The sequence below is a fragment of the Bacillus sp. PS217 genome (genome assembly GCF_037963535.1).
Taxonomy (GTDB): Bacteria; Bacillota; Bacilli; order Bacillales; family Bacillaceae; genus Bacillus; species Bacillus subtilis.
On sequence record NZ_CP150157.1, the window covers coordinates 3,597,697 to 3,622,075 of the forward strand.

Consider the following 24,379-nt stretch of genomic DNA (forward strand, 5'->3'; position numbering starts at 1 on the left):
ATCATCGGTTATATGAGTATACTGTACCACGTTTTCAAATAATGGCTAGTCTGTACATTCAACTTTTGCTGCCAATTCATTCATTTCTTTTATATGCTTTCTTGCATCGAGCATACTCTTTGTTTTGCCGAAGTGAAAGTAAATGACATCGCCGTCCGCATATTCTTTATGCCGGCCGGTTCTTCCTGCAATTTGAACAAGTGCGCTTTCCGTAAAGATAGATGATTCCGCTCCTAGTACACCCGTTTGCACCTTGGGGACTGTGACGCCTCTTTCCAGTATTGTTGTTGTGATTAATAAATCGAGCTGACCATCTCTGAATTGCTGCACTTTCTCCTTTCTATGCTTGTCTTCCGCGTGCACAGATGCGGTTCGGCAATGAACACCTCTAAAGCACGCAGCAGCCTTTTCCAGAATAGAAACGGAAGGAACGAATAAAAAAACAGGCCTCCCTTCTTTTATATGAAACTCTATCCATCTTTTCACCGCTGGCGGAATTTTATTTCGGTTTAATTTCTTCTTCCAGTTTCCACACCATACAAAGCGCGGTTCGGGTAAAGGTTTCCGGTGGTGTCTTGCGGGGATGCGAACTGAATGTAACTGTCCGTTCAATGATTTTCTTTTTAATTCTTTAGGAGGTGTTGCACTTAAATAAACGAGGGTGCTGTTTTTCTTTCTTGCTTTTTGAACAGCGAATTGAAGGGTTTGATCAGCAGAATATGGAAAAGCGTCAACTTCATCAATGATCATAACATCGATTGCATCTTTATATCGCAAAAGCTGATGCGTAGTGGAAATCATAAGCGGAGATAGCCGCCCTTTGTCATCGCTTCCTCCGTAAAGCGCTGAAATGTCAGCACCCTGAAAGGCAGCCTTGAGTCTTGGAGCAAGCTCTAATACAACATCGGTGCGAGGTGTTGCAATACATACACGCAGTCCTTGATTTAACGCTGATTCTATACCAGGAAACAGCATTTCTGTTTTGCCAGCGCCGCAAACCGCCCAGATGAGGAGCTCTTCTTTTTTTGATATTGCTTCAATTAAAACATTGGCGGCTTTTTGCTGTCCGCTTGAAAGCTTGCCATCCCATGTCAGCTTAATAGACTTCCAGTTTGATTCATTTTCCTCTTTCCATGAATATAAAGGAACCTCCTCACTCACTCTGCCCATCATGACACAGGAACGGCAATACAGCTTATTCTTTCCAGATGAGTGATAAAAAGAAAAATACCGCTGATCAGTTTGTCCGCACCTATTACATCTATATCTCCGTTTATTTATGGATATAGAATTTTCAGCAGTGATATATCCATTCTTGATATGCCATTCAATCATCTCATCGGAAAATGAGAGCTCAGTCCTGAGCAAATGACGGCTTCGAAGCGTCTGCTGCAATTCTTTTGAAAAGGAACCGTTTTTTTCAACTGGCACATTCACATAGCACGCCTCCTTTCGAAACAGTATGCCTGAATGAATATTTTCTGTCCAACTATTAAAATAAGAATATAAAAAAATCTCCGCTCTAAAAACGGAGATTTGGCCTTATTTAAAACACCAGCAAATTCCTAACGCACCTTCACCCAAATGAGTGCCGATTACCGCGCCAAAATAGCTGTTATAAAATTCAACATGAGGATATTTTGCAGAAAGCTCTTCAATGATTTTCGCTGCTTCTTCCTCTCGATTAGCGTGGATAACAGCAGCTCGCATAGGCAACCCTTTACTCGCATCTTCGTCTAAAAGCTCATAAATTCGCGAAATTGCTTTTTTACGTGTGCGAATCTTCTCAAAAGGCACAATTACCTTATTGTCAAAATGAAGGATAGGCTTTACCTTTAGAAGACTACCAATGAAGGCTTGGGCGCTGCTTAATCGCCCGCCGCGCTGAAGATGGGCTAAGTCATCTACCATAAAATAAGCTCGAACTGTTTTTTTCATTTCTTCCAGTTCTTTTATAATATCTTCCGGCGATGATGCTCCGTTTTTGATTAATTCAGCAGCTTTAAGGGCATAAAAGCCTTGAGCCAAGCAGCTGATCTCTGAGTCAAATGGATACACATCAATATTGTCGACCATCGAATCAGCCGCTGCTGCACTGCTGAATGTTCCGCTGATCCCGCTGGAAAGATGGATACTGATAACCGCATCATAAGACTTGCCAAGCTCTTCATACAACGCAACCAGCTCGCCGATTGGCGGCTGAGAAGTCGTCGGGAGCTCATTATGTTTTTTCACTTCTTCATAAAAGCTTTTCCAGTCCAACTCAATTTCTTCACGGTAAGTCTCCTCCCTAAAAACAACCTGGAGAGGGATCATATGTATCTGATGTTGTTCACGCATTTCTTTCGGAATATATGCCGTGCTGTCTGTTACGACTGCAATATTCATAGCTTCGATACCTGCCTTATTGCTTTATAACTCTATTGTAAGGGAAACGGCAGCCTAAAAAAAGACCTGCCTAGTAAAAGGCAAGTCTCCTATTATACTATCTCATTTCTACCCAGCCATTTTTAATGGCGACCACAACGGCTTGCGTCCGGTCGTTTACATTCATTTTTTGTAAAATATTGCTGACATGGTTTTTAACGGTTTTCTCACTGATAAACAATGATTCACCAATACCGCGGTTGCTTTTTCCGTCTGCAAGCATCTGCAGCACTTCACATTCCCGCCTAGTTAAAATATGTAATGGTCTGCGGATTTCAGGGTAAACCTCATGTTGAGGGTGTGCAGAAACTCCGCTTGTTGCAAGGCGGCGGAATTCGTTAACGAGGTTGTGAGTAACCTTCGGATGGAGGTAAGATCCGCCCTCAGCCACTACTTTAACCGCTTCAATTAATGTATCAGCATCCATCTCTTTCAGCAGATAACCTCTTGCACCTGTTTTCAGGGCATGTGTTACATAATTTTCGTCATCGTGAATTGATAGAATAATTACTTTAGATTCAGGATACAGCTCTACAAGCTGTTTTGTAGCTTCCACACCATTTACGTTTGGCATATTGATATCCATGATCACAACATCAGGATGATAGTGCTCAACAATACGAGCCGCTTCGTCCCCGTCATCACCTTCGGCTACCACTTCAAAGGTAGGTTCAAAATCCAATATCCGTTTAACACCTTCACGAAATAACTGATGGTCGTCGATAATAACAATGTTTACTTTAGTCACAAGCCACGCCTCCTTGTATTATTGTTCTATATACTCTAGCATTCGGTCAATATGCCTTTTGGCTCTATTTTACAAATCATAGTCAAAGAGATAACGGAACCTTAATCATAATAAATGTCCCAAGACCTATTTTCGAATCTATTGTCATCGTTCCTTCCAATAAATCTACTCTTTCTTTCATGCCCAGCAAGCCGAATGATTTGTTTTTCTTCTCTTTCGCTTCCTTCAGGTCGAACCCTTTACCGTTATCTTTTATCATTAAAATCACAAAATCCTTTGTGATCTCAACTTTGACTGTAATTTCTTCAGATTCAGAATGCTTTAGCGCATTAGACACAGCTTCCTGTGCGAGCCTGAAGAGCGCAACCTCAAACTGAGGCGCTAGCCTCTGATCCTCTGTTTCTCCAATGCACTGAAAATGTATTTTGACCTTCCCGTTATATTCCTCGGTTGTATATAGATATTTTCTTAAAGTTGGAATCAGGCCTAGGTCATCAAGGGCCATCGGTCTTAAATCATATATAATCCTTCTCACTTCGTAAAGGGCATTCCGAACATTTTGGCGTAGATTTTTAATTTCTTGGAATCCGTCCTCTGCGCCCCGGTCACGGAAAATCCGCTCGATTAATTCCGATCTCATCATAACATTCGCCAGCATTTGAGCGGGTCCGTCATGGATTTCTCTTGAGACTCTTTTTCGCTCTTCTTCCTGCGCCTCAATGATTCTTAAGCCGAAATCCTGTTTTGCCTGAGCATCAGCAAGAAGCAGTCCAACTTCGCGCAAATCCTGATTCAAGTAGTTGAGCACAACTGTAATTTGGCTTACTAATGATTCTGACCGCTCAATGATTTCCTGAAGCCCTAGCAATCTGCGCTCCAAATCGTCCCGCCGTTCGCGCAATTGCTTCTCACGCTGCTGGATCATCGTCAATTCTACCTGCAGCTTATGGGCTTTTTCATAAGCATTGCGGATTTCCTCTTCACTGAATCTATGAAAATTACGGCTGACCTCGGATAAACGGTTTCTCGCATGGCGAGTTTGCACTTCAAGTTTATCGCCAAGCTCAATCACTTCATACACCTGCTGTTTAATTTGTTTCAGTTCTTCGACCAGCTGTTCATACTGCTGGCGTGACTGCTCCCCGATTTGAAAAACCTCGTCCTTGCTCCCGTCAACGGTTTTCAGCATCTTCATCAAAATAGAATCCAGCACTTTGGAATCCATCTTTGTTTTATTCATAATTTCCCTCCGTCACGGCGTTGTCATATATTTTTATTATAAATGTAATTGATCTGCAAATTATGTCGAATTATAATGAAAGAATGCGTATATTCTAGAAAAAAACATTTTTATATACTATCTACTCTTTATGATACCAAAATACGCACAAAAATTCTAAAGACTGTACGAATTTGTATAGGCAGTCTTTTATGCTTAGCAGGAGGGTCAGCTAGCATGCTGCACAGCTATTTTACTGTGAAAGAAGCAGGAGAACACGAGATTGTTATAGAAAAATCGCGTTTTATCTGTCATTTAAGCCGTGTTTCTACCGAACAAGAGGCACAGGAATTTATACAGAAAATAAAGAAACAGCACTGGAATGCGACTCATAATTGCTCGGCTTATGTTATTGGCGAGAATGATCATATCCAAAAAGCCAATGATGACGGGGAACCAAGCGGTACAGCGGGAGTGCCGATGCTCGAGGTTTTAAAAAAACGCAGGCTGAAGGATACTTGCGCCGTCGTTACACGCTACTTCGGAGGCATTAAGCTTGGTGCTGGCGGATTAATTCGCGCTTATGGGAAATCAGTGTCTGAAGGATTAAATCATATAGGTGTTGTAGAACGGAAGCTTATGCGAATCATGCATACTTCTGCAGATTACACATGGCTTGGCAAGATTGAAAATGAATTAAGGGAGTCACAATTTCTGTTAAAGGAAATCCATTATTCAGAAAATGTTGAATTCGAAACATACGTCGAAGAAAAAGAAACAAACGCTTTTTCTGAATGGATGACAGAACTGACAAATGGAAAGAGTGATATTAAAGAGGGAGAGTTGACGTATCTTGAAAAAGCCGTCAATCACATAAAGGAGACTGAATAATGGCTGAACGCGTTAGAGTGCGTGTGCGAAAAAAGAAAAAGAGCAAACGCAGGAAAATTTTAAAAAGAATTATGTTATTGTTCGCCCTTGCACTATTGGTAGTTGTAGGACTTGGCGGGTATAAACTTTATAAAACCATTAACGCTGCGGATGAATCGTACGATGCCCTATCCCGCGGGAATAAATCAAATCTTCGCAACGAAGTTGTAGACATGAAGAAAAAACCATTTTCTATTTTATTTATGGGAATAGAGGATTACGCGACTAAAGGACAAAAAGGGAGATCAGACTCTCTTATTGTTGTTACCCTGGATCCCAAAAATAAAACCATGAAAATGCTGAGCATTCCGCGTGACACACGTGTGCAATTAGCTGGTGACACAACGGGAAGCAAGACGAAGATCAATGCCGCTTACAGCAAAGGCGGTAAAGATGAGACAGTTGAAACTGTTGAAAACTTCTTGCAAATCCCGATTGATAAATATGTCACAGTTGATTTTGACGGATTTAAAGATGTGATTAATGAAGTCGGCGGTATTGATGTTGACGTGCCTTTCGATTTCGATGAAAAAAGTGATGTAGACGAAAGCAAACGGATTTACTTCAAAAAAGGCGAGATGCATTTGAACGGCGAAGAAGCCTTAGCATATGCCCGGATGAGAAAACAGGATAAACGCGGAGACTTTGGCCGTAATGACAGACAAAAACAAATCTTAAACGCGCTGATTGACCGCATGTCAAGTGCAAGCAACATTGCTAAAATTGATAAAATCGCAGAAAAAGCCAGCGAAAACGTTGAAACCAATATTCGCATTACTGAAGGTTTAGCACTTCAGCAGATTTACAGCGGCTTTACCAGCAAAAAAATCGACACATTGAGCATTACAGGTTCTGATTTGTATTTAGGGCCTAACAACACATATTACTTTGAACCTGATGCTACAAATCTCGAGAAAGTCAGAAAAACGCTTCAAGAGCATTTAGATTATACTCCTGATACAAGCACTGGCACTTCCGGTACCGGAAGTGCAACAGACGGGACTGACAGCTCAAGCAGTTCTGGCAGCACTGGCACAACAACTGACGGGACGACGAGCGGAAACAGCTATTCGAATGACAGCAGCACAAGCTCAAACAACAGTACAACGAATTCAACAACTGATTCATCCTATTAAAAAATGCCCGGTCCTTTTAGAGGATCGGGCATTTTTGCGCAGAAAAAAACTCCGGCACATAAGCCGGAATTTTTAATTCCTTTTCACCAGCCGTTTATAAAACTTTGTAAACGGCTTAAATTTTTCATTCACGAGTCCTGTCACTTCTGCTATGATTTGCATAAAAATAATTAAAATGAAGATAATAAACAAAGAAAGCCAAATTGTGGCACTTTTAAGTACAATCGCACTGATACTGAAAATAAATCCAATTAAATAAATAACTAAGACCGACATCCGATGTGAAAGGCCAAAGGCCATCAGTCTATGGTGAATATGCGACTTATCAGGCGCTGAAATCGGCTGTTTGTTTAATATTCTCCTGATGATAGCAAAAGTTGTATCAAAAATCGGGACGCCTAATATGATAATCGGGATAACGATACTGAACAATGTGACACTTTTATACAGGCCTAATAATGAAAGAATCGAAATACTATACCCTAAAAAAAGTGATCCCGTATCTCCCATAAAGATTTTTGCCGGATGGAAGTTGTAAAACAAAAACCCCAGCGTGCTGGCAATAACGACTAATGAGAGTGACAGAATGAGCACTTTTCCGCCGGATAGCGCCATGACAGCAATCGTTGACAGGCCGATAACAGAAAGACCGGCAGCAAGGCCATCCAATCCATCAATCAGGTTAATTGCGTTCGTGATGCCGACAATCCATAATACCGTCAGCGGATAAGCCATCCATCCTAACTCAAATCGTTCTGTTAAAAAAGGTACTGAGAAAAAGTCCATTTTTAAGCCAGTGCTTACAATCATAATGGCTACACCTAATTGAATCAAAAACTTAACTTTTGCACTTAATTGATATTTATCGTCAAGAATACCTAACACAATAATGATGAATGCTCCGACTGTAATTGCCGTCATCCTTGTTTCTGTGTAAATACCGGATGCAAGCACGCCTGCAACCACCCCGATAAATATGGCCAGCCCGCCCATGCGGGGCATGATTTTGTCATGTACTTTTCGATTGCTGGGCTGGTCAACTGCACCTATTTTAATCGCAATCCTTTTTACGATTGGGGTTATGATTAAAACTGTCAGCAGCGAGACAATAAACGCAACAACAATGCGAATCATGCGTTCGTCAAGCATAAAGAAGTCTCCTTTGGAATTAAATGAAGTCTTTATTTATATAGAGAACCGTTCCTTCCATTATACCTTCTCCTTAGTTATTATAACAAGCTTCATCAAAAAGAAACACGTATAATCAAAAAACGCGCATCCCAATTTATAGGACTACGCATGTTTTTGAATCCCTGTATACTTCATAATTTGTCTAAATAAGCAATTCCAATCTTGTGTGCGAGCGATGTTTCGGCGCATTTCTTTATAGGTCTCGTCTCCGTTTTGACCGAGAACTTTTTCACAAGCGGCTATAAAATCAATCGGATGATCGCCCTCTACATATTCGTATACATACGGCTTTTGCATTTTTGAGGTTGACGGGAGATTAGAGCCGACGACAGGTTTTCCTGCCGCTAAAAATTCAAATAGTTTCAGCGGAAACACAGCTTGATTATACGGTGATTGTTTATATGGCATGATGCCAATGTCGATAAGCTCCATATAATGAGGCACTTCTTTTGGATCTGCCGGACCGGTCCATATGACATTGGGAAGCCTCAGCAGCTCTTGAAACGAAACGTCACCATTGGTGGCATCCGGGCCAACCCATAAAAATGTCCAATCAGGCTTTTGCAGGGCGGCGGCTTTAATCATTTTAAAATCGAGCTTCGGTTTAATCCCGCCAATAAAACCTAACACTGTTCCTTCTCTCCCCTGCAGTATACTGCGATCGGGAGCTTGTTTAGTTGCAGAAAACAGCTCATACTCCACACCGTTTTCCACAGTATGAACCTTTTCTCGTCCTGCAGTCAGTTTTTTGTCTACTTCCTTGTGAAGATAATCTGATGAACAGGTTATTGAATCTGCTCGTTGTATAATTCTCAGCTCTGCCGATTTAATGACTTTTCGCCGGAATTCAGACAGCAGATTTGATCGGCCGCTGATCGGCGCAGCCCATAGGTCACTGCAGTCATAAATGACCTGATCCCAAGAATACAGCGAAGACAGCAGCGGGAATCCGGGAAACGTGTACCATAAACAGCAGCGTTCACCGTTTGCAGAAGCAGATGTAAGCTCATCGAGTAATGGGGAGAGCTTATGTCTGTAAAAGACATCTGTATATCGTCCGAAACGAAACATTTTTTTCTGCAGCAGGTCTTTGACAGCGAATTGCCTGATGCCAGAATGGACTTCTTGAAACTCTTTCCCTTGGGCACGCGGAGCCGGACATACCCAAATAACTTCCTTCGTTTCCTCCTGAGCAGCTAAAAATTCTGCCAGCCGGTGCCTTCTGTATCTCAATTGGTCTTTTCCCCATTCAGCAGTGGCAACGATGACATGAATGATTGCTTCTTTTGTTTCCACCTTCATCACCTTTTCTCTCTGTTTGCGGCTATAATCTTTTTTTCACCGCGTTTTTTGCATATTGAACAAAACACCATGTTGCTTTCATAAAATGAAGCCGTTCGATCTCCCTGTAGACAAACCACGTTTTTTTCGCAGCCTTCCATTTGTTGCTGGAAATTGAGTTATTGACAAGCCGATATTCAGCCAGGCATTCATTCATTCCATAGGCAGTAAATCCTTTTTTTAAAAGAGACAGCCATGTAGCTAAGTCCTGTCTCGTTCTAATATTCGGCATTTGGATCTGTCCCGTTTGCTCCCTGTCAATCATCACCGTCAAGCAGCCGATAATTGTATTTTTCAGGGCGTCATCGTACGTCAGGCTTTCCGGCGCATGAATAAATTTATCGAGTGGGGTCCCGTCCTGCGCCATTAAGCTGTAGCCCGTGAAAGAGAACGCACAGGAGCGCTCCATCATAAACTCAAGCTGCTTTTCCAGTTTGTCTTTTTTCCATTTGTCATCACTGTCCAAAAATGCTACGTAGCGCCCTTGAGCGCGTTCCAACGCTTTGTTGCGAGCAACCGCAGCTCCGGAGTTCTCTTCCAGATACACCACATGAATTCTTTCGTCTATTTTTTCATACTGCTGTAAAATGTCGCGGGTCCCATCCGTTGAGCAATCATCCACGATAATCATTTCCCAATGAGGATGGCTCTGATCTAATACCGAATGAACCGTGTCTTCAATATAGTCACGCGCATTATAGGAAGGTGTAATGACAGATACGAGAGGTTTCCAATTGGTCATGATCACATCTCCATCGTATGATTTTAAAAGGATTCTCTGAAAAATTCAGGAATGACAACGAACATAAAGGCAATCGTAAGGCCAATCATAACGCCGAGAACTGCTTTCTTTTTCGGAGACATACCGCCGCCTGCTGTCTCACTTACGGTTTCGGAATCAGTAACACTTGCCGCTTTCAGGTTAAGCTGTGTGTTTTTGAGTTCATATAAAAATCTCTCTTTATCCACTTTGGAATCCTCGCTCACCGACTCGCCTTCAAGCGCGTCTATGCTGCTGCGGATGACGGCTTCTCTTTCTGCATACAGCTTTTGATCGTTTTTGAGGAAGGTGGAGGATATGGCGTTTAAGACAGATTCCGTTCTATCCTTATCCTCGTCACTATAGCTTAAAGTCAGTAACGATTTGGATTCCGTTTTGATTGTAAGCTTCTCTTTGATCTCTGCTACATCTTCATCCTTTTCATCAGGAAGCGCCTCCTTCAAAAAAGAGTCGCTCTTTAGCAGAAGCGGAATCTCTTCTGTGCTGTTATAAACCGGATGATCATAGCTCCCCACAGCCAAAGTATCTTCAGCTGTATAGCTCTTTTGATCAGCGATCTGTGACGGCAGGATATACCCCGCCGCACCTAATATAATTGGCACCGCTATGATCCAAATGATATTTTTTTTTATGCGACGGGCTATTCTTATCAATATATCGTTCATATAAGTCTCCCTGCTTTTTGTAGTCTGTTTATCTGTACATCGGCTCAGGCATTTGTCTGGATCGCCTTAACACATTCACGGCTGCGATGACGAGCGCCATAAACACCCAATGGAAAAATAAATTTGAAACAGAGCTTGGGCTGATACTTGATACCAGGAAACTGACCATAGCGGTAATAAGTCCTTCTGTGATCAGTTTTGACTGATTTTCTAATTTTCTTTCATAAAACTTGTAAAACACCCATATGAGGTAGGCATAAATGGACAGATATCCCAGCATGATGAACAAGCCAAAATTAGCCAGAATTTCAACAAGCCAGTTATGCACCTCTGCCACATTGTCAGTATCATATACAGCATAATGCTCAAGATAATAGGATACATTTCCTGCTCCGACTCCGAATCCGTATGAATCAAGGAAAAAATGCCAAGCGTTTTTCAGCAGATTTGCCCGAGCCACATTTGATGGAAGCCTGTCATGAAATGAATGCAGCGTCTGCGGGGCCAGAAACAGCTCCCAAAACTTTGAATAGATTTTGCTGGCGAAAAGAACTGCGAAAAGAGCAATTCCCGCCGCCGACAGCCATATAGCCATTTTCTTTAAAACAGGCGGCAATACAATGAAGATGTAGACAGCAATACCTGCAAAAATCCCCAGAAGGCTGGCTCTTGAACCAGTGGCAAAAATTAAATACAACGCACAGAGCGAGAGCACAAGGCCAATTGCCTTGATGTATCCATTCTTAATGTTTTTCATCATCGTGATGTAAAAAAAGAAGCTGATGGATAAAAAGGTCGCAAAGTCATTTTGATTAAAAAAGACCGATGTCGGATAATGCTGCTTATACTCCGGTCCGCTGTACAATGTGGAACTCGGAAGATGATGGTGGGTGATATGATTGTAAAAACCAATGATCATCAGAAATACCGTCATCACCAGCCAAATGGCATAAATAATCATCAGCCGCTCCATTTTTTGCACGTACATGACAATAAGATAAATGAAGAAAATTCCCATTGCCAATAAGGCTAAATACTTGAGGCCAACTGTTACCGACTTGGCCCACAGCAGAGAAACAAGGCCATATATAAACCAAAAGGCGAAAAAGAGCAATATCCCTTTTACTTGCAGCCCATGCCATCTTTCAATATGGGTTCGATTCCGAACCATGCCGAAAATATGAAGGCAACCCGCTGCAATGAGCAGAAGCCGGTAAAGGAACAAACTGAAAAATCCAAGATGAATAGCGAAAAATGCATTATTTAAAAAAGTGCAGGCGATCAAAATATAGATTACAGCCATAAAGAGCCGTTCTTTTGTTGTAAATGCGGTTGCAAGCGTCAGTAAAAACAGGCCAATTGCCAACACCGCAAGCACAGCAGCCATCTGCATGAAACCTATATCTTTATGGATGGCTCCCAGCAATAGGACGACTCCAAATATAGCAGCGGCCAGTAACGCTAGCGTATGGACCGCTGATCGTTTGATACTCACATGTTTAACCCCTTTCCTGATGTTTCAGGAGCCGGCGGCCGAGCCTAGCAGCCGGCAGCTTCAACCAAGTAACACTTTTTCTTTTTATAAATTGACGCTTCCCAAGTCTTTAGCCAATTCTTCAAGCGGCAAACCCGGAAAATACTTGTCAGAGGGTTCCGTTCCCCGAACAGCGGGACGGCCGATAGAGTGATAAATGTATCCGGCTGCCTGCATCTCTTCAAGTGAAAATAAATTTCTGCCGTCGATGATGACTGGCTGTTTTAAGAGACTTTTCACTTTTACAAGCTCCATTTCTTTCACTTCCGGCCAATCCGTTAAAATCAGGCATGCATCAGTGTCTTCAATCGCAGCATACACATCTGTGTAATACTCGACCTGTTCGCCAAGGATCGCTGAAGCTTCAGGAATAGCAATCGGATCGTATGCTTTTACATGGGCGCCCAGCTGCTGCAGCATTGGAATAATATCAAGCGCTGGAGCGGATCTCACATCGTTCGTATTCGGTTTGAAGGCTAATCCCAGGACTGAAATGGTTCTCCCTTTGACGCTTCCCATAACAGTCAAAAGTTTATCTACAATATGAACACGCTGCTTTTCGTTCGTTTCAATGACAGCTTCGATGAGCTTGAATGGATAGCCTGCCGATTTTGCGATTTGAAGCAACGCGGTTGTATCCTTTGGAAAACATGAACCGCCGAATCCAATACCCGCTTTAAGGAACTTTCTGCCGATACGGCTGTCAAGACCAACACCATCAGCAACTTTTGAGACGTCTGCGCCGACTCGCTCACAAATGTTTGCAATATCGTTGATAAAGGAAATCTTTGTCGCCAGAAATGCATTCGCGGCGTACTTAATCATTTCTGCACTTTCTAGGTTTGTTTTAATGACAGGAGCATGGAATGGCTGATGAAGTTCCTCAATGATGGCAGCGGCTTTATGACTTGTTGAACCAATCACGGCACGCTCCATATTCATCGTGTCATGAATCGCTGACCCTTCCCGAAGGAATTCAGGGTTAGATACAACATCAAATGAGTATCTCCCCTTTGAGGCTTTTTGAACGATAGATTGCACCAGTTTCCCTGTTCCAACCGGGACTGTGCTTTTATTTACGATCACTTTGTAGCCGTTAAGATGCTCACCGATTGTTTTCGCCGCCGCTTTGACGTACGTTAAATCAGCTTCACCTGTTTTGGACATAGGCGTTCCGACTGCAATATAAATAATATCTGAGGCCCGAATGGCGGACGGGATATCGTTCGTAAAGGTCAGGCGCTGATCTAGCACATTTTTTTCAACTAAGTCTGCAAGCCCTGGTTCATAGATTGGGATTACCCCATTTTTCAGACTTCTGATTTTTGATTCATCGATATCACAGCAAACAACTTTATTGCCGATCTCCGCAAAGCAAGTGCCTGATACGAGTCCTACATAACCTGTTCCAATTACAGCTATTTTTTTCACAGCGCTCATCCCTCTCCTGTAAAATGATCTTCCTATTTATATTGGTCGCAGTTTCTTACGATTAAACGGACGTTTTCGTGACCGTCTGATACTGATGATGCAAGGCCTTGGCGTTTTTTCCTGCGTCAAATTGAGCCTGCACGGTTTCATATAAGTCATCTGCTACTTCCGGCTTCCATATTTGCTCATGTTCGTACCGAGTGATCGCTTCCGCCAAGGCTTGAGCGGATTTCGGTTTAATCAGCAGATGTTGGTGCTTTCCGAACAAAGACGACACTCCGCCAACATCCGTACAGATAACAGGAACCCTTAGCGCCAGCGCCTCAATCACAACAGTCGGCATCCCCTCACTGTAAGAAGGAAGCACGAATAGATCTGCCGCAAGTAAATAGTCTCTTACATGATGATTCGGCACTTGGCCTGTGACGATATGCCCCTTCTGCGTCAGCGTCGATTTTGCGGGACCATCCCCGACAAAGACTGCCTGAGGTGGGTCCTGCAGCGATTCGATCGCTTCAGACAGTTCAAAAATGCCTTTCTCTCTGACCAGCCGGCCGACATAGACAGCCAGACGCTGATCAAGCGGGAGTCCGAGTCTTTCTCTGATTTCCTCTTTCGTCTCCTCATTCTCCTGAAAACGGCTGAGCTGTATGCCAATTGGCAAAACCGAGCTGTCAAAGCCCGAAAGCTTTTTGGCTTCTTCCTGAAGCTTGTGGCTGACTGCTAAAACAACTGACGCAGAACCTACGGCACGCTTGAAGGCTTTAAACGCTCCTTTGCTGTAATGCGGATAGACATTCACATCACTGCCATGCAAGGTCAGGACATAAGGAATTTGCGCTGACTCTGACACGACTGCCGCAGCCCCGCCCGATGGCATGGCAAAATGAGCATGGATCAGATCCGGATATAGGCCGCGCTGTTTCATGGTTTTTAAAACGGCTGATGCGATTCTCCGATGAGGCTGCGCCCACTTCAGCTGGCCGGGAACTGCCCGATAGAAAGGCCGGTAAACCGGTATCCCCTTTCTAACCTCATACTCCGGTCTGGCATCCTTTTTTCGATATGTCTTTTTCAGCATGCGGACAGGCGCTGAATGAAAAGGCCGTGGGCATATCACAGTGATATCAAGCCCGAGTTTTTGCAGCTCTTGCACCTGTGTCTCATGAAACACACCCTCTCCGGGTTTCATACTGCTCGGATATACGCTTGTGATCCACAAAATCTTCATGACAAACGTCCTTTTCTTAGTAGTTTGCTTTTCGTTTGAGGGTACGCTTTTACCAAAAGAAAGAGATAGCACAGCGCCCCGGCCGCAACTGAAATGGCCAGCCGCATTTCTGCCTGCATACTGAAGTGTTCGGTACTGAGGCTTACACCAAACGCGATGATGCCCATCGCCGCAGTAATCAGAAATGGCTTCATAATCGACTGGAAATAAGCTGAAAGGTTAAGCTTGATGACATATGCCAAAAGCCAGCGCCCAATCAGGAAATTAACAACGCTGATAATGGCATATACCCATGCGACTGTCAGCAGGCTTCCCGTCTGTACAGCTGCAAACAGTGATAATCCGTACAGCAGCAGCACGCCGGAATCCCAATAAAACGCTAAGTCAGCTCTTCCTTTAGCCAGCAACACAGATCCATTTGGATTCATAAGCACTCTTAGTATTCCGACAATCGCCAGAACATTTAGGATCGGAACAGCAGCAAGCCACTTTTCTCCGAAAACCGCTGTGATAAAGGCGTCTGACACAGACACGAGCCCGATTAACAGCGGAAACGAAACAAGCGCCAGCATTTTTGTCATATTCAGAAAGCCTTCTCTGATCACGCTGTTTTCATATTTGTTTTTTGCGAAAACAGGGAATGCCACCCGTGTGACAATCGGATTGATCTTCAAAACCGGAATGGTGACAATCTGATAAGCGAGGTTATAAATCCCCAATGCTTCAGCACCAATAAACCGGCCGATCAAAATCATATCGATATTTGCTCCCAGCCTGTTCACAAGACGGGATGAAAGCTGAAAGGCTCCAAAAGAAAAGAAATCCTTCATGCCTCTCAAATCAAAAACAAAAGCAGGATGCCACTTTTTTCGGTATACAGCCCAATATAAAATCCCTTTACTGGACTGCAGCAGGACTTGAGAAATCACGTACGCCAAAATCGCATCCATCATAAAAACCGCTATCACTAAATATCCGAATGACAATACATTTGAAAAAATCTCTATTTTGCTTAACGTATTAAAATGCAGCTGCTTTTGCAGCATATACTGATATTGCTGTCCAATTGGCGCGATCAAAAACATAATCGCCAGAATCCGAACCAGAAACACCAGCTCTTCTCTTTGATAAAATCCCGCAATGACAGGACTGCTCACATATAAAAGAACAAACAGCAAAACGCCCGTCATAATGTTAAGCCAATACAATGTTGACAGCTGGCGCTCCGTCGCGTCGTCTCTCTGAATTAATGCTGCTCCAAAACCCATATCGAGCACAATCTGGGCGAAAACTGTAACCGTTGTGATCATGCCGACAAGCCCAAATTCTGTTAAGGTCATCATATTTCCAAGCAGGGCAAACTGAACAATTTGTATGATTGTAATACACATGGTTGAAATACTTGTCCACTTTGCACCGCTCATGATTTGTTTTGTAATACTTGGCATCATATTCCCTACTTCTTTTTAAGCTCAGATTGATGGTGAATAATGGCATTCCGTTTTATCTTGCACCATCACCCGTCCAAACTACTTTACAAGTTTTTAACATAATTTTTAATTCTAAAGTGAAAGTCAGATTGCGAATGTAATATAAATCAAATATCAGCTTTTCCTTCGGCGTCATATCGTAACCGCCGTTCACTTGAGCCCAGCCGCTCAATCCCGGTTTAACAGCCAGACGCTGTGTAAAGCCTGGAATCTCATTCTGGAATTTTTCCGTAAATACGGGCCGTTCCGGACGAGGGCCAATCATACTCATATCGCCTTTCAGCACATTAAACAGCTGAGGAAGCTCGTCAATTCTCGTTCTTCTGATAAAAGCTCCGATCCTTGTCACCCGCGGATCTTGCTTCTGTGCCCAAACCGCCCCAGACTTCTCGGCATCTATTTTCATGGAACGAAGCTTATAAAGCTTAAATGGTTTCCCGCCTTTCCCTACGCGTTCCTGCGTATAAATGGCAGGTCCCGGCGTCTCCAAACAAATCAAAATTGAAAATACCGCAATCATTGGCAGCGCAATCGCCAACCCAATGAGCGCAAACCAAATATCCATTACGCGCTTTATTGCCAAATAACGAGCCGTCTTTTCAGATAATGTAAAAGAATGTATTTGCTGAACTGAGAATTCACGACTCACATTCATGCTTTTCTCTGCACTCACTGACACACACCTCACGATTTGTTTGGGATGTTATGATGACCTATGCCAGTCAGTTTAGCAGACGGATGTTAATTGGATGTAAATGGTATGTTAAGAAGTGTGAATTTGTTATTTTTTCTGACATTTATCCGTAAACTTTTTATTGTTTTAGACACTTTTTTTTAAAATTAAGCATATTGTTTAAAAAAAGAGACAAATCATTTTACTGATTTGTCTCTTTTCGTTGTGAAGCATTTAATATTGAAAATAAAACTTTGATTTAGAGGTTAACAGCTTGTATTGAACCTCAACCATTTTACTAAAGAATAACATGGATTTTCGTTCCACATTCCTTGTGTCCAGGACAATTGCTTGGTTATCCACTTTTGCACTGATTTTATTTTGAGAAGTGTTTATCGCAAATTCAATTAATCGCTCTTTCTTTACATGAGCTAGCTGTTCAAGCAAACTCTGCACGTTTACCGTCAATTTTGTGCAATTAGGCTCTAACTCTATACGTTTTACCGGTAATGAGATTTCAGACTGTCCGGTATTCACAATCATTTTTGAATGATTTGGCAAACAGATTTGCTTATCTTTAAAAATAAATGATAAATCTTTTGATTCAGTTTCATATGAAAGTTCTGCTTCTGTATAGGCATGTTTCTTTATATCAATCGAAAGATTATCGTAGTTCATTGTGAAATATGGTCTTGCACTGAAGACAAACAACGCATTATGCCCTAAATACATCGTGTTTGTTGAATACTTATACGCAGCACGCTTGTTTCCGATTCTCGCCCTTAATTTATAGCCATCTATTGACGATTCAATAAAGAAATCCCAAACGCCTAAATCTTCTTCTGCAGATGCCAGTTCATCAAACTTGCACTCAAATGTAAATGTTGAATTTTCATACTTAGCCGGCGCAATGTATTTTTCCGCCTTTGTATCGCGATGAACAAATACTCCTGTCAGAGATTGATTTTGATTCGTTTCATCATCCAACAATTTGTGTTTAATGGTTCCTTGAATGCTGAGGCTGTGATCGCTAAATTCAATATTCTGCAGATAATGTTCAAGCTTATTTTTATAATTTACTTTTAATAACTCTTCAGAAATTGGATAGCGTTCTAAGCTCGGATAACGTGCAATTAAATCCCCGTTATTTACAACACAGAACTTTTTAATGTGTTGTTCTTCACGCTCATACTGGGTTAACCCCTGCAAATCATTATTCCGAATAAACAGCAGCCGCAATTTGATATGCGGAAGGACAAATTGGTCAGCCTCTTCAGGTACTGCATGAATAAATGAGGACAAATATTTAAACCATTCAGCTCTTTCTTCATCTGTCTTCATTTTTATTGTGACATTTTTTGTCCGCGAAAAATCGAAATGCCTGTTTAAAAATACTGCCATCAGTTTCGTTTTTCTTGCTTCTTCCAGATCACTAGCCTTGATAGCAGAGATAATATCTTCCATTGCTCCATAAAAGTTCTCTGGGGGAACATAAGCGACACTCATATGCTCACCGTCTCTTTTGACCAGATAGTAATAATCATAGTCAGCTGAAACAGAAATCTTCTTTGCTTTTAAATAAGCGTTCATTGTGAAGACTTGATCTTCCGCTGCTTTTATGTGAGTAGGGAAGATGATTTGATTTTCTTTTAAAAGTGAGGCTTTAAACAGTTTTTGGGGTCCCAATGTGAAAACAATTTTGGAATCAACCAAATCAACATCTGGGTTTGTTTCCTTAAACATTGATTTGGGAACACCTCGGCCGTTTATCCCTTTTAACTTACCTAAAGTAATATCTGAATCATTCTCTTTTGAGAAATTGTACCATCTTAACAATGCTTCATTGCCTAGATAGTCATCGGAATCAACAAACAGGATGTATTCACCTTTGGCAATTTTTATTGCATCATTCCGCGGCGCACCTGGACCGCCTGAATTTACGGTTCTTTCAACAACAACAATATTGTCATATTTCTTTTTATATCGATTCAAAATGTCTAAAGATGAATCCGTAGATTTATCATCGACACATATAATCTCATAATCCTCTTTTGGCATCGTTTGGTTAACTAAGCTATCAAGACATTCGGAAATAAGATCTTCTGAATTATATACAGGGATAACAATGCTTATTTTCATCGATTACCTCACTACCCTAATGGATCGGTTATATTTTTGCCTGATAATTATATCAAAAACATCTGTCAATAAGAATAGGCCTAACCTTAAATTTTGTTAAACTTTTACATAGCATATGTGGTTTAAAATTTTTCTCATTTTATCGTATAAAAAAGCTTGCCGGCAATTCCTGATGGGTTCTGCCGGCAAGCCGCTATTGATGTCTACTAATTTAATCCCCTAATAATATCCAATGATTCCTTCATATATTGCTTGAGCTGCTTTTTCTTGATACAAAGCACTCTTTAACTTACTTGCGTCGTTCGCATTTGAAATGAACGCCAGCTCCGCTAAGCTGCTCGGCATCGTTGATTCTCTGATGACATGGAAATTCCCGATTTTCACGCCGCGGTTTTGAGTATTGAGTGCTTTATAGAGTCTGTTTTGTATTTCTGTCGCAAGCCGTTTGCTGTTTTCTGACTCATATTTTGTATAATAGTAGGTTTCAGTACCGGTTGCTGCTGGGCTCGCTGAATTGGCGTGAATACTCACAAACAGGTTTGCATTATTGCTTTTTGCTTTTGCAACCCGCTCTGAAAGCTCTAAGAAAACATCTGTAGATCTGGCCATAATCGGAATGGCTCCACCATTGGAAAGTTTGCTGTTTACAAGCTTAGCAACGGCAAGGTTAACATCTTTCTCTTTTAAACCATTACCGACCGCGCCGCTGTCATAACCACCGTGTCCTGCATCCACAAATATCTTTTTGCCTACAATTACATTTTTAAGTTGGTTCACGACATTTGTTTTCACTGAAATAGTTCCCCCAAGAACTGTGAAGGTATTCTTGCTATTTGATCCGATGACTGTTCTTGTCGCAGTCGGCAATGAACCGGCGTCAGTAAATAGCATTGGGCGATTTTGCTTCGCCGCCAGCACAGAACCCGCTAAAGCATCTGCATATTGATAGCCATTGCTGACAAATGCAGCTTTTGATGAAGAATAATACTTTTTCGCTATGTTGGCAGCCACTTCAAAACGGCTGTTCCCGCCGATTCTTGTTGGTGATGGCAACTGGCTGTAAACGCTTTTTGAGACACTGATTTCTCCCCCGACCACAATAGTCGATGTTGTTCCTTTGCTGTTCATCGCATTTTTCGTTGGTTCGGGAATAGAGCTTGCAGTCGTCAGAAGAATTGGAATACCGTTACGGGCAGCATAAGAACCGATTGCCAGACTGTCAGCATATGCCGTTCCATTTGCGATTACTGCTTTTGAATTTGAAGACAATTTTTTAGAAATATTTTGAGCAACTTCATAGCGGCTTCTTCCGCCGATCCGTTCCACATTGGAAATACCCAATTTTTTAATGTCGCTTACAACGTTGTTAGAAACACTGATCGTTCCGCCAATGACGATGACCTTGCTCGGTTTAAGCTGGCTGATTCTGTCTTTAGTCGGTGCAGTCAGTTTAGATGATTCCGTCAATAAAATCGGGGCATTGTATTTATAAGCCAAAGGAGCAGCAGTTAATACATCTGCATACGCTGTTCCGTTTGCCACAACAACCGTGCTCGCACTGCTCCACCCTTGTTTTGAAACATTCACAGCAACCTCATATCTGCTTGCTCCATCCAGCCTTGTAACAGAGTTTGCCGCAAACGCATTTGGTACAAATAACACGACTCCTAGTATCAGCATAGGTATGCTTTTAAGAAAGATCCGCAAAGATAGTCCCTCCAAAGATTCATAATGATTCATAAATCAAATAACGAACAAAGGAGGCATCTCGCCTCCTTTGACTCTAACAATCTTTTAATAGCTTGATAGAGTTGTTCCCGGATAGTAAAAACTTAAAATTGTTGTATAAGATTGTCCGGCAGCTGCTCTGGCATTGGCTCCGTACTGACTCATGCCTATGCCGTGTCCGTATCCTTTACCGCTAATGAGAAAGGCGTTTGTATTGCTTGAGACAGAAGCATATGTACTCTTCATATTGGAAGCGCCAAGCATCGTTCTCAGCTCTGTTGCAGGTACAGTAATTGTTGCTGTTTTTTCACTGAGGCTTCCATTTGACAGGATATAGCCATTTGATTTTTCTTTCACGAAATATGAGAATGTGACGCTTGCTGTTTTCGGCCGCTGACCGGCAGTTTTCTCCGTGCTGAATTTCACACTGGATATTTTCGTGATTTTGATAGACTCGGCATTGCTGTATTTATTTTTAATAAACCAGCTTTTCAAACCGCTCAAATATGATAAGTTTGTTTCATTTTTAGAGCTCCACCATGAACCCGGGCTTTTCAGATTCAGACTGCTCTTATCAAGCTGGGTTTTATTTAAAGACAGAGACCAGCTGATTTGCGGGTCGTACGTATCTTTTTTGGCGATTAAATAAGGAAGCTGGCTGCTCCAGACCTCACCGCTCGCTTCTGTGTAGCCGCCGTTGCTTGAGGAATACGTAGCAGAAATCAAATTCCCATTGTATTTCAAAACTTTTCCTTTTGTAGCTTCGACCACTTCTGAAGTTTTTGAATTCCAGTCATATCCGCCATATACCTGAAAAGCGGTGGTGTCTTGTACTTCTTTTCCGGCCGAACTGATGGAATAAGTTCTCGCTGCGACAGCTTGGGCTTTAAGCGCTTCTTTCTGCCAGCTGGCCGGCATTTCATGAGGAACAACACCCTTTAAATAATCTTCAAAGGGGATATTCACATTGATTGGCCGAACATATTTGCCTGACTCTATTGTAAATTTCATGTTTCCGAGATATGGCGTTCCGTTCAGACTGATAGAATTTGTAGTTGCATATTTTTTAGGCTGTGCTGTAAAAGACGTTCCAAGCGTCTTGATTGCAGTACTGTTTTTATAAAGCACTAGGTTTCCGCCGGTTAACTTGACTGTATATCCAGTTCCTGCAAAAGTATCTGCCAGTTTGTTCTTTAGCGTATCACTGATGGAAATGCTTCCTCCAAGCAGCGCAAATGACTGAGTTCCTTTTGACGCTACTACATCAGCGACTGGTGACGGCAGGCTGCCTGATTCAACCAGCAGTAAAGGGCTTCCCTGCTTTGCTGCAAGCACAGATCCCGTTAATGCATCCGCGAATGTTTGGCCGTTTGACATAAATACCTTTGTTGCTTTCATATTTAATTCTTTAACGATATTGGCAGATACCTCATATCGTGAAACGCCGCCAATCCGTTTCACAGTTGCCTTCTTTTTTAATGCAGCTTCCACACCAGTGCTGACACTCAACGGACCGCCGACAATTGTAACCTTGCTTGGAATTTTGTAATCACTGCGGATGTTATTGTCTCCCGCAAGTAAAATCGGATAACCGTTCATTGCAGCATATGGCGCGATTGACAGGGCATCCGTAAAGACCATGCCTGTGGCCACTACTGCCTGGCTGTAATTCCCCATCCGATCGGCTATGTTTTTAGAAACCTCGTAACGGGTTGCTCCGCCAATCCGATCGATAGAACCATATTTTTTTAATGTATTTTCTACATTTTTAGAAACACTGATTGTCCCGCCAATGATGAGAATATTGTCAGGATTTAATTTTGCAATTTCGCTTTCTGTTTTTGGTGTTAGCGAATCTGCGTCTGTTAATAAAATCGGTGCATCGTACTTTTTGGCAAGCGGGGTTGCTGAGAGCGCATCGGCAAAAGCATCCCGATTCACAATGACCACAGTCGTTGGATTTGTCCATCCGGCAGAGGCGACATTATTGGCAACATCAAAACGGGTTGCTCCTCCATATCGCTCCGTATCCGCAATTCTTGAGCCGGGAATTTCATATCCGCCTGTGATATCGACATCCAAACTTGATTTGCTGCCTACATAATTACTCAGCTTAACCGAAATGGTTTTATCAGCGGCTTTCGCAGTCTGCATAAACGCCGGACATGCTACAGCCGCCGCAGTGACTGACGATAGAAGCAAGAGCTTCATTTTTTTCAAAACATGGAACCCCCTAAGAGTTTTTTATTACTTTGTCTCAAGATCCTTAAGCATTAAAGCGCCATTTGAATCTTTTGTATATTTGACAACAACTTTTTGCCCTTCTGAAATGCTGTTCATTTTGTCCTGAAGGTCTGAACCAACCTGAATCGACGTCTCTTTATCATCAATAGTGACTGCAATTGTATGGCTGTCCGCCAAACCGGCAAAAGTGCCTTCCTTCGTTACTGTCTCTTCTGCAGCCGCATCCTGGCTGTCTGAATTTGTTTCTGCTCCTGATGAGTTCTGAGCTGTGCCGCACGCAGACAAAAGAAGCAGCATTGAGAACATTAAAATAGCAATTTTTTTCATTCCTATATCACCTCTCCACTTTTTATCGACAATTTTAAGCTTATTTTAAGATTTCTTTCAAAACAACGAAAAATTTTTGCGGATTTTCTTAAAATACCGAAACATTTATTACAAGGAGCCGTCTATTGTAAAGAATCAGACAAATTTTAGTTGTTTTCAAATATTAAGAAACTTATAATCGTACTAGATTACAAAAAAGCGAGGACTTTATTATGAGAGCTGAAAAAAGAAAGAAAAAAAGAAAGGCATTACTTGTCATTTTAGCCATTGTGGCCGTATTTGTACTCGGAACTGGCGGCTATGCATACTACTTATGGCATAAAGCAGCTTCAACCGTGGCAAGTATTCATGAAAGCATTGATAAATCGAAAAAGAGGGATAAAGAGGTCAGTATCAATAAAAAAGATCCTTTTTCCGTCTTAATCATGGGTGTGGATGAACGCGACGGCGATAAGGGCCGTGCCGATACGCTCATTTATATGACCGTTAACCCAAAAACGAATACAACCGACATGGTCAGCATTCCGCGTGACACGTATACAAAAATTATCGGAAAAGGCACAATGGATAAAATCAACCATTCATACGCTTTCGGCGGCACGCAGATGACGGTAGACACTGTTGAGAACTTCCTCGATGTCCCGGTTGATTATTTTGTGAAAGTGAACATGGAAAGCTTTAGAGACGTTGTTGATACACTTGGCGGCATTACAGTTAACAGCACATTCGCGTTCAGTTATGACGGTTATTCGTTCGGCAAAGGAGAAATCACGCTGAACGGAAAAGAAGCGCTCGCTTATACCCGGATGAGAAAAGAAGATCCGAGAGGCGACTTCGGACGCCAGGACCGCCAGCGCCAAGTCATCCAAGGTATTATTAATAAAGGCGCTAATATTTCTTCCATCACGAAATTCGGAGATATGTTTAAAGTTGTTGAAGATAATGTGAAAACGAACTTGACCTTCGATAACATGTGGGATATCCAGTCCGATTACAAAGGTGCGCGAAAACATATTAAACAGCACGAACTAAAAGGTACAGGCACGAAAATCAATGGAATTTACTACTACCAAGCTGATGAAAGCGCCCTTTCCGATATTACAAAAGAGCTGAAGGACAGCCTCGAAAAGTAAAACAAAAAGAA

The 24,379-nt window shown here is 42.1% G+C and carries 20 protein-coding genes; 3 read left to right on the forward strand and 17 right to left on the reverse strand.

Features of this window, described 5'->3' with window-relative positions:
• Positions 1-45: 45 nt before the first annotated feature.
• From comFA to degS, 4 genes are all read right to left on the reverse strand, one after another.
• The gene (gene comFA, locus NSQ83_RS18680; protein ID WP_198878462.1) at positions 46-1,437 is read right to left on the reverse strand and encodes an ATP-dependent helicase ComFA; all 1,392 of its coding nucleotides are present in this window, start codon (positions 1,435-1,437) and stop codon (positions 46-48) included.
• A gap of 105 nt (positions 1,438-1,542) precedes the next feature.
• Entirely contained in the window at positions 1,543-2,388 is an 846-nt protein-coding gene (locus NSQ83_RS18685) for a DegV family protein (protein ID WP_003244125.1), read from the reverse strand.
• Positions 2,389-2,485: 97 nt separating this feature from the next.
• Positions 2,486-3,175, reverse strand: coding sequence for a two-component system response regulator DegU (degU, locus tag NSQ83_RS18690; protein WP_003219701.1), 690 nt, complete (start codon positions 3,173-3,175; stop codon positions 2,486-2,488).
• An 82-nt stretch (positions 3,176-3,257) separates the two neighbouring features.
• Positions 3,258-4,415 (reverse strand): two-component sensor histidine kinase DegS, encoded by a 1,158-nt coding sequence (gene degS / locus NSQ83_RS18695; RefSeq protein ID WP_003227983.1) that lies wholly within the window; start codon positions 4,413-4,415, stop codon positions 3,258-3,260.
• Positions 4,416-4,631: 216 nt separating this feature from the next.
• Here degS and NSQ83_RS18700 point away from each other — a divergent pair, with 216 nt between their 5' ends.
• Together NSQ83_RS18700 and tagV are read left to right on the forward strand one after the other, a co-directional pair.
• Positions 4,632-5,285, forward strand: a complete 654-nt coding sequence (locus tag NSQ83_RS18700) for a YigZ family protein (protein ID WP_003227979.1) — start codon at positions 4,632-4,634, stop codon at positions 5,283-5,285.
• Positions 5,285-6,460, forward strand: a complete 1,176-nt coding sequence (tagV, locus tag NSQ83_RS18705; RefSeq protein ID WP_064671519.1) for a polyisoprenyl-teichoic acid--peptidoglycan teichoic acid transferase TagV — start codon at positions 5,285-5,287, stop codon at positions 6,458-6,460. Before NSQ83_RS18700 ends, tagV begins: the two co-directional genes overlap by 1 nt.
• A 72-nt stretch (positions 6,461-6,532) precedes the next feature.
• Here the strand turns inward: tagV and NSQ83_RS18710 are convergent, their stop codons facing one another.
• The 13 genes from NSQ83_RS18710 to NSQ83_RS18770 form a co-directional block, all read right to left on the reverse strand.
• Positions 6,533-7,609, reverse strand: a complete 1,077-nt coding sequence (locus NSQ83_RS18710; RefSeq protein ID WP_003227975.1) for an MraY family glycosyltransferase — start codon at positions 7,607-7,609, stop codon at positions 6,533-6,535.
• Positions 7,610-7,753: 144 nt separating this feature from the next.
• Complete coding sequence (locus tag NSQ83_RS18715; protein WP_198878547.1) at positions 7,754-8,947, reverse strand: glycosyltransferase family 1 protein; 1,194 nt, start codon at positions 8,945-8,947, stop codon at positions 7,754-7,756.
• Positions 8,948-8,975: 28 nt separating this feature from the next.
• Positions 8,976-9,734, reverse strand: coding sequence for a glycosyltransferase family 2 protein (locus tag NSQ83_RS18720; RefSeq protein ID WP_003242619.1), 759 nt, complete (start codon positions 9,732-9,734; stop codon positions 8,976-8,978).
• A gap of 23 nt (positions 9,735-9,757) precedes the next feature.
• On the reverse strand, positions 9,758-10,438 hold the full coding sequence (locus NSQ83_RS18725; RefSeq protein WP_017695313.1) for a Wzz/FepE/Etk N-terminal domain-containing protein: 681 nt from the start codon (positions 10,436-10,438) through the stop codon (positions 9,758-9,760).
• Positions 10,439-10,466: 28 nt separating this feature from the next.
• A complete protein-coding gene (gene tuaE, locus NSQ83_RS18730) occupies positions 10,467-11,933 on the reverse strand; it encodes a teichuronic acid biosynthesis protein TuaE (RefSeq protein ID WP_198878461.1) in 1,467 nt (488 codons plus the stop codon).
• 84 nt (positions 11,934-12,017) lie between these two features.
• Positions 12,018-13,403 carry a UDP-glucose 6-dehydrogenase TuaD gene (gene tuaD / locus NSQ83_RS18735; RefSeq protein WP_033884207.1) on the reverse strand — a complete coding sequence of 462 codons (1,386 nt, stop codon included), beginning with the start codon at positions 13,401-13,403 and terminating at the stop codon, positions 12,018-12,020.
• A gap of 61 nt (positions 13,404-13,464) precedes the next feature.
• Positions 13,465-14,634, reverse strand: coding sequence for a glycosyltransferase family 4 protein (locus tag NSQ83_RS18740; RefSeq protein ID WP_129137970.1), 1,170 nt, complete (start codon positions 14,632-14,634; stop codon positions 13,465-13,467).
• Positions 14,631-16,082 (reverse strand): MOP flippase family protein, encoded by a 1,452-nt coding sequence (locus tag NSQ83_RS18745; RefSeq protein ID WP_080530093.1) that lies wholly within the window; start codon positions 16,080-16,082, stop codon positions 14,631-14,633. Before NSQ83_RS18745 ends, NSQ83_RS18740 begins: the two co-directional genes overlap by 4 nt.
• A 55-nt stretch (positions 16,083-16,137) precedes the next feature.
• Positions 16,138-16,797: a sugar transferase gene (locus NSQ83_RS18750; protein WP_003242561.1), complete on the reverse strand. Its 660-nt coding sequence runs from the start codon at positions 16,795-16,797 to the stop codon at positions 16,138-16,140.
• Positions 16,798-17,031: 234 nt separating this feature from the next.
• Positions 17,032-18,936, reverse strand: a complete 1,905-nt coding sequence (gene tarQ, locus NSQ83_RS18755) for a (poly)ribitol-phosphate teichoic acid beta-D-glucosyltransferase TarQ (protein ID WP_198878460.1) — start codon at positions 18,934-18,936, stop codon at positions 17,032-17,034.
• Between the two features lie 219 nt (positions 18,937-19,155).
• Positions 19,156-20,643, reverse strand: a complete 1,488-nt coding sequence (locus NSQ83_RS18760; protein WP_198878459.1) for an N-acetylmuramoyl-L-alanine amidase — start codon at positions 20,641-20,643, stop codon at positions 19,156-19,158.
• 87 nt (positions 20,644-20,730) lie between these two features.
• Positions 20,731-22,884: a SpoIID/LytB domain-containing protein gene (locus tag NSQ83_RS18765; protein ID WP_160221847.1), complete on the reverse strand. Its 2,154-nt coding sequence runs from the start codon at positions 22,882-22,884 to the stop codon at positions 20,731-20,733.
• A gap of 27 nt (positions 22,885-22,911) precedes the next feature.
• Entirely contained in the window at positions 22,912-23,235 is a 324-nt protein-coding gene (locus NSQ83_RS18770; protein ID WP_015384797.1) for a hypothetical protein, read from the reverse strand.
• 212 nt (positions 23,236-23,447) lie between these two features.
• Here NSQ83_RS18770 and lytR point away from each other — a divergent pair, with 212 nt between their 5' ends.
• Positions 23,448-24,368 (forward strand): transcription antiterminator LytR, encoded by a 921-nt coding sequence (gene lytR, locus NSQ83_RS18775; protein WP_144500506.1) that lies wholly within the window; start codon positions 23,448-23,450, stop codon positions 24,366-24,368.
• Positions 24,369-24,379: the final 11 nt, after the last annotated feature.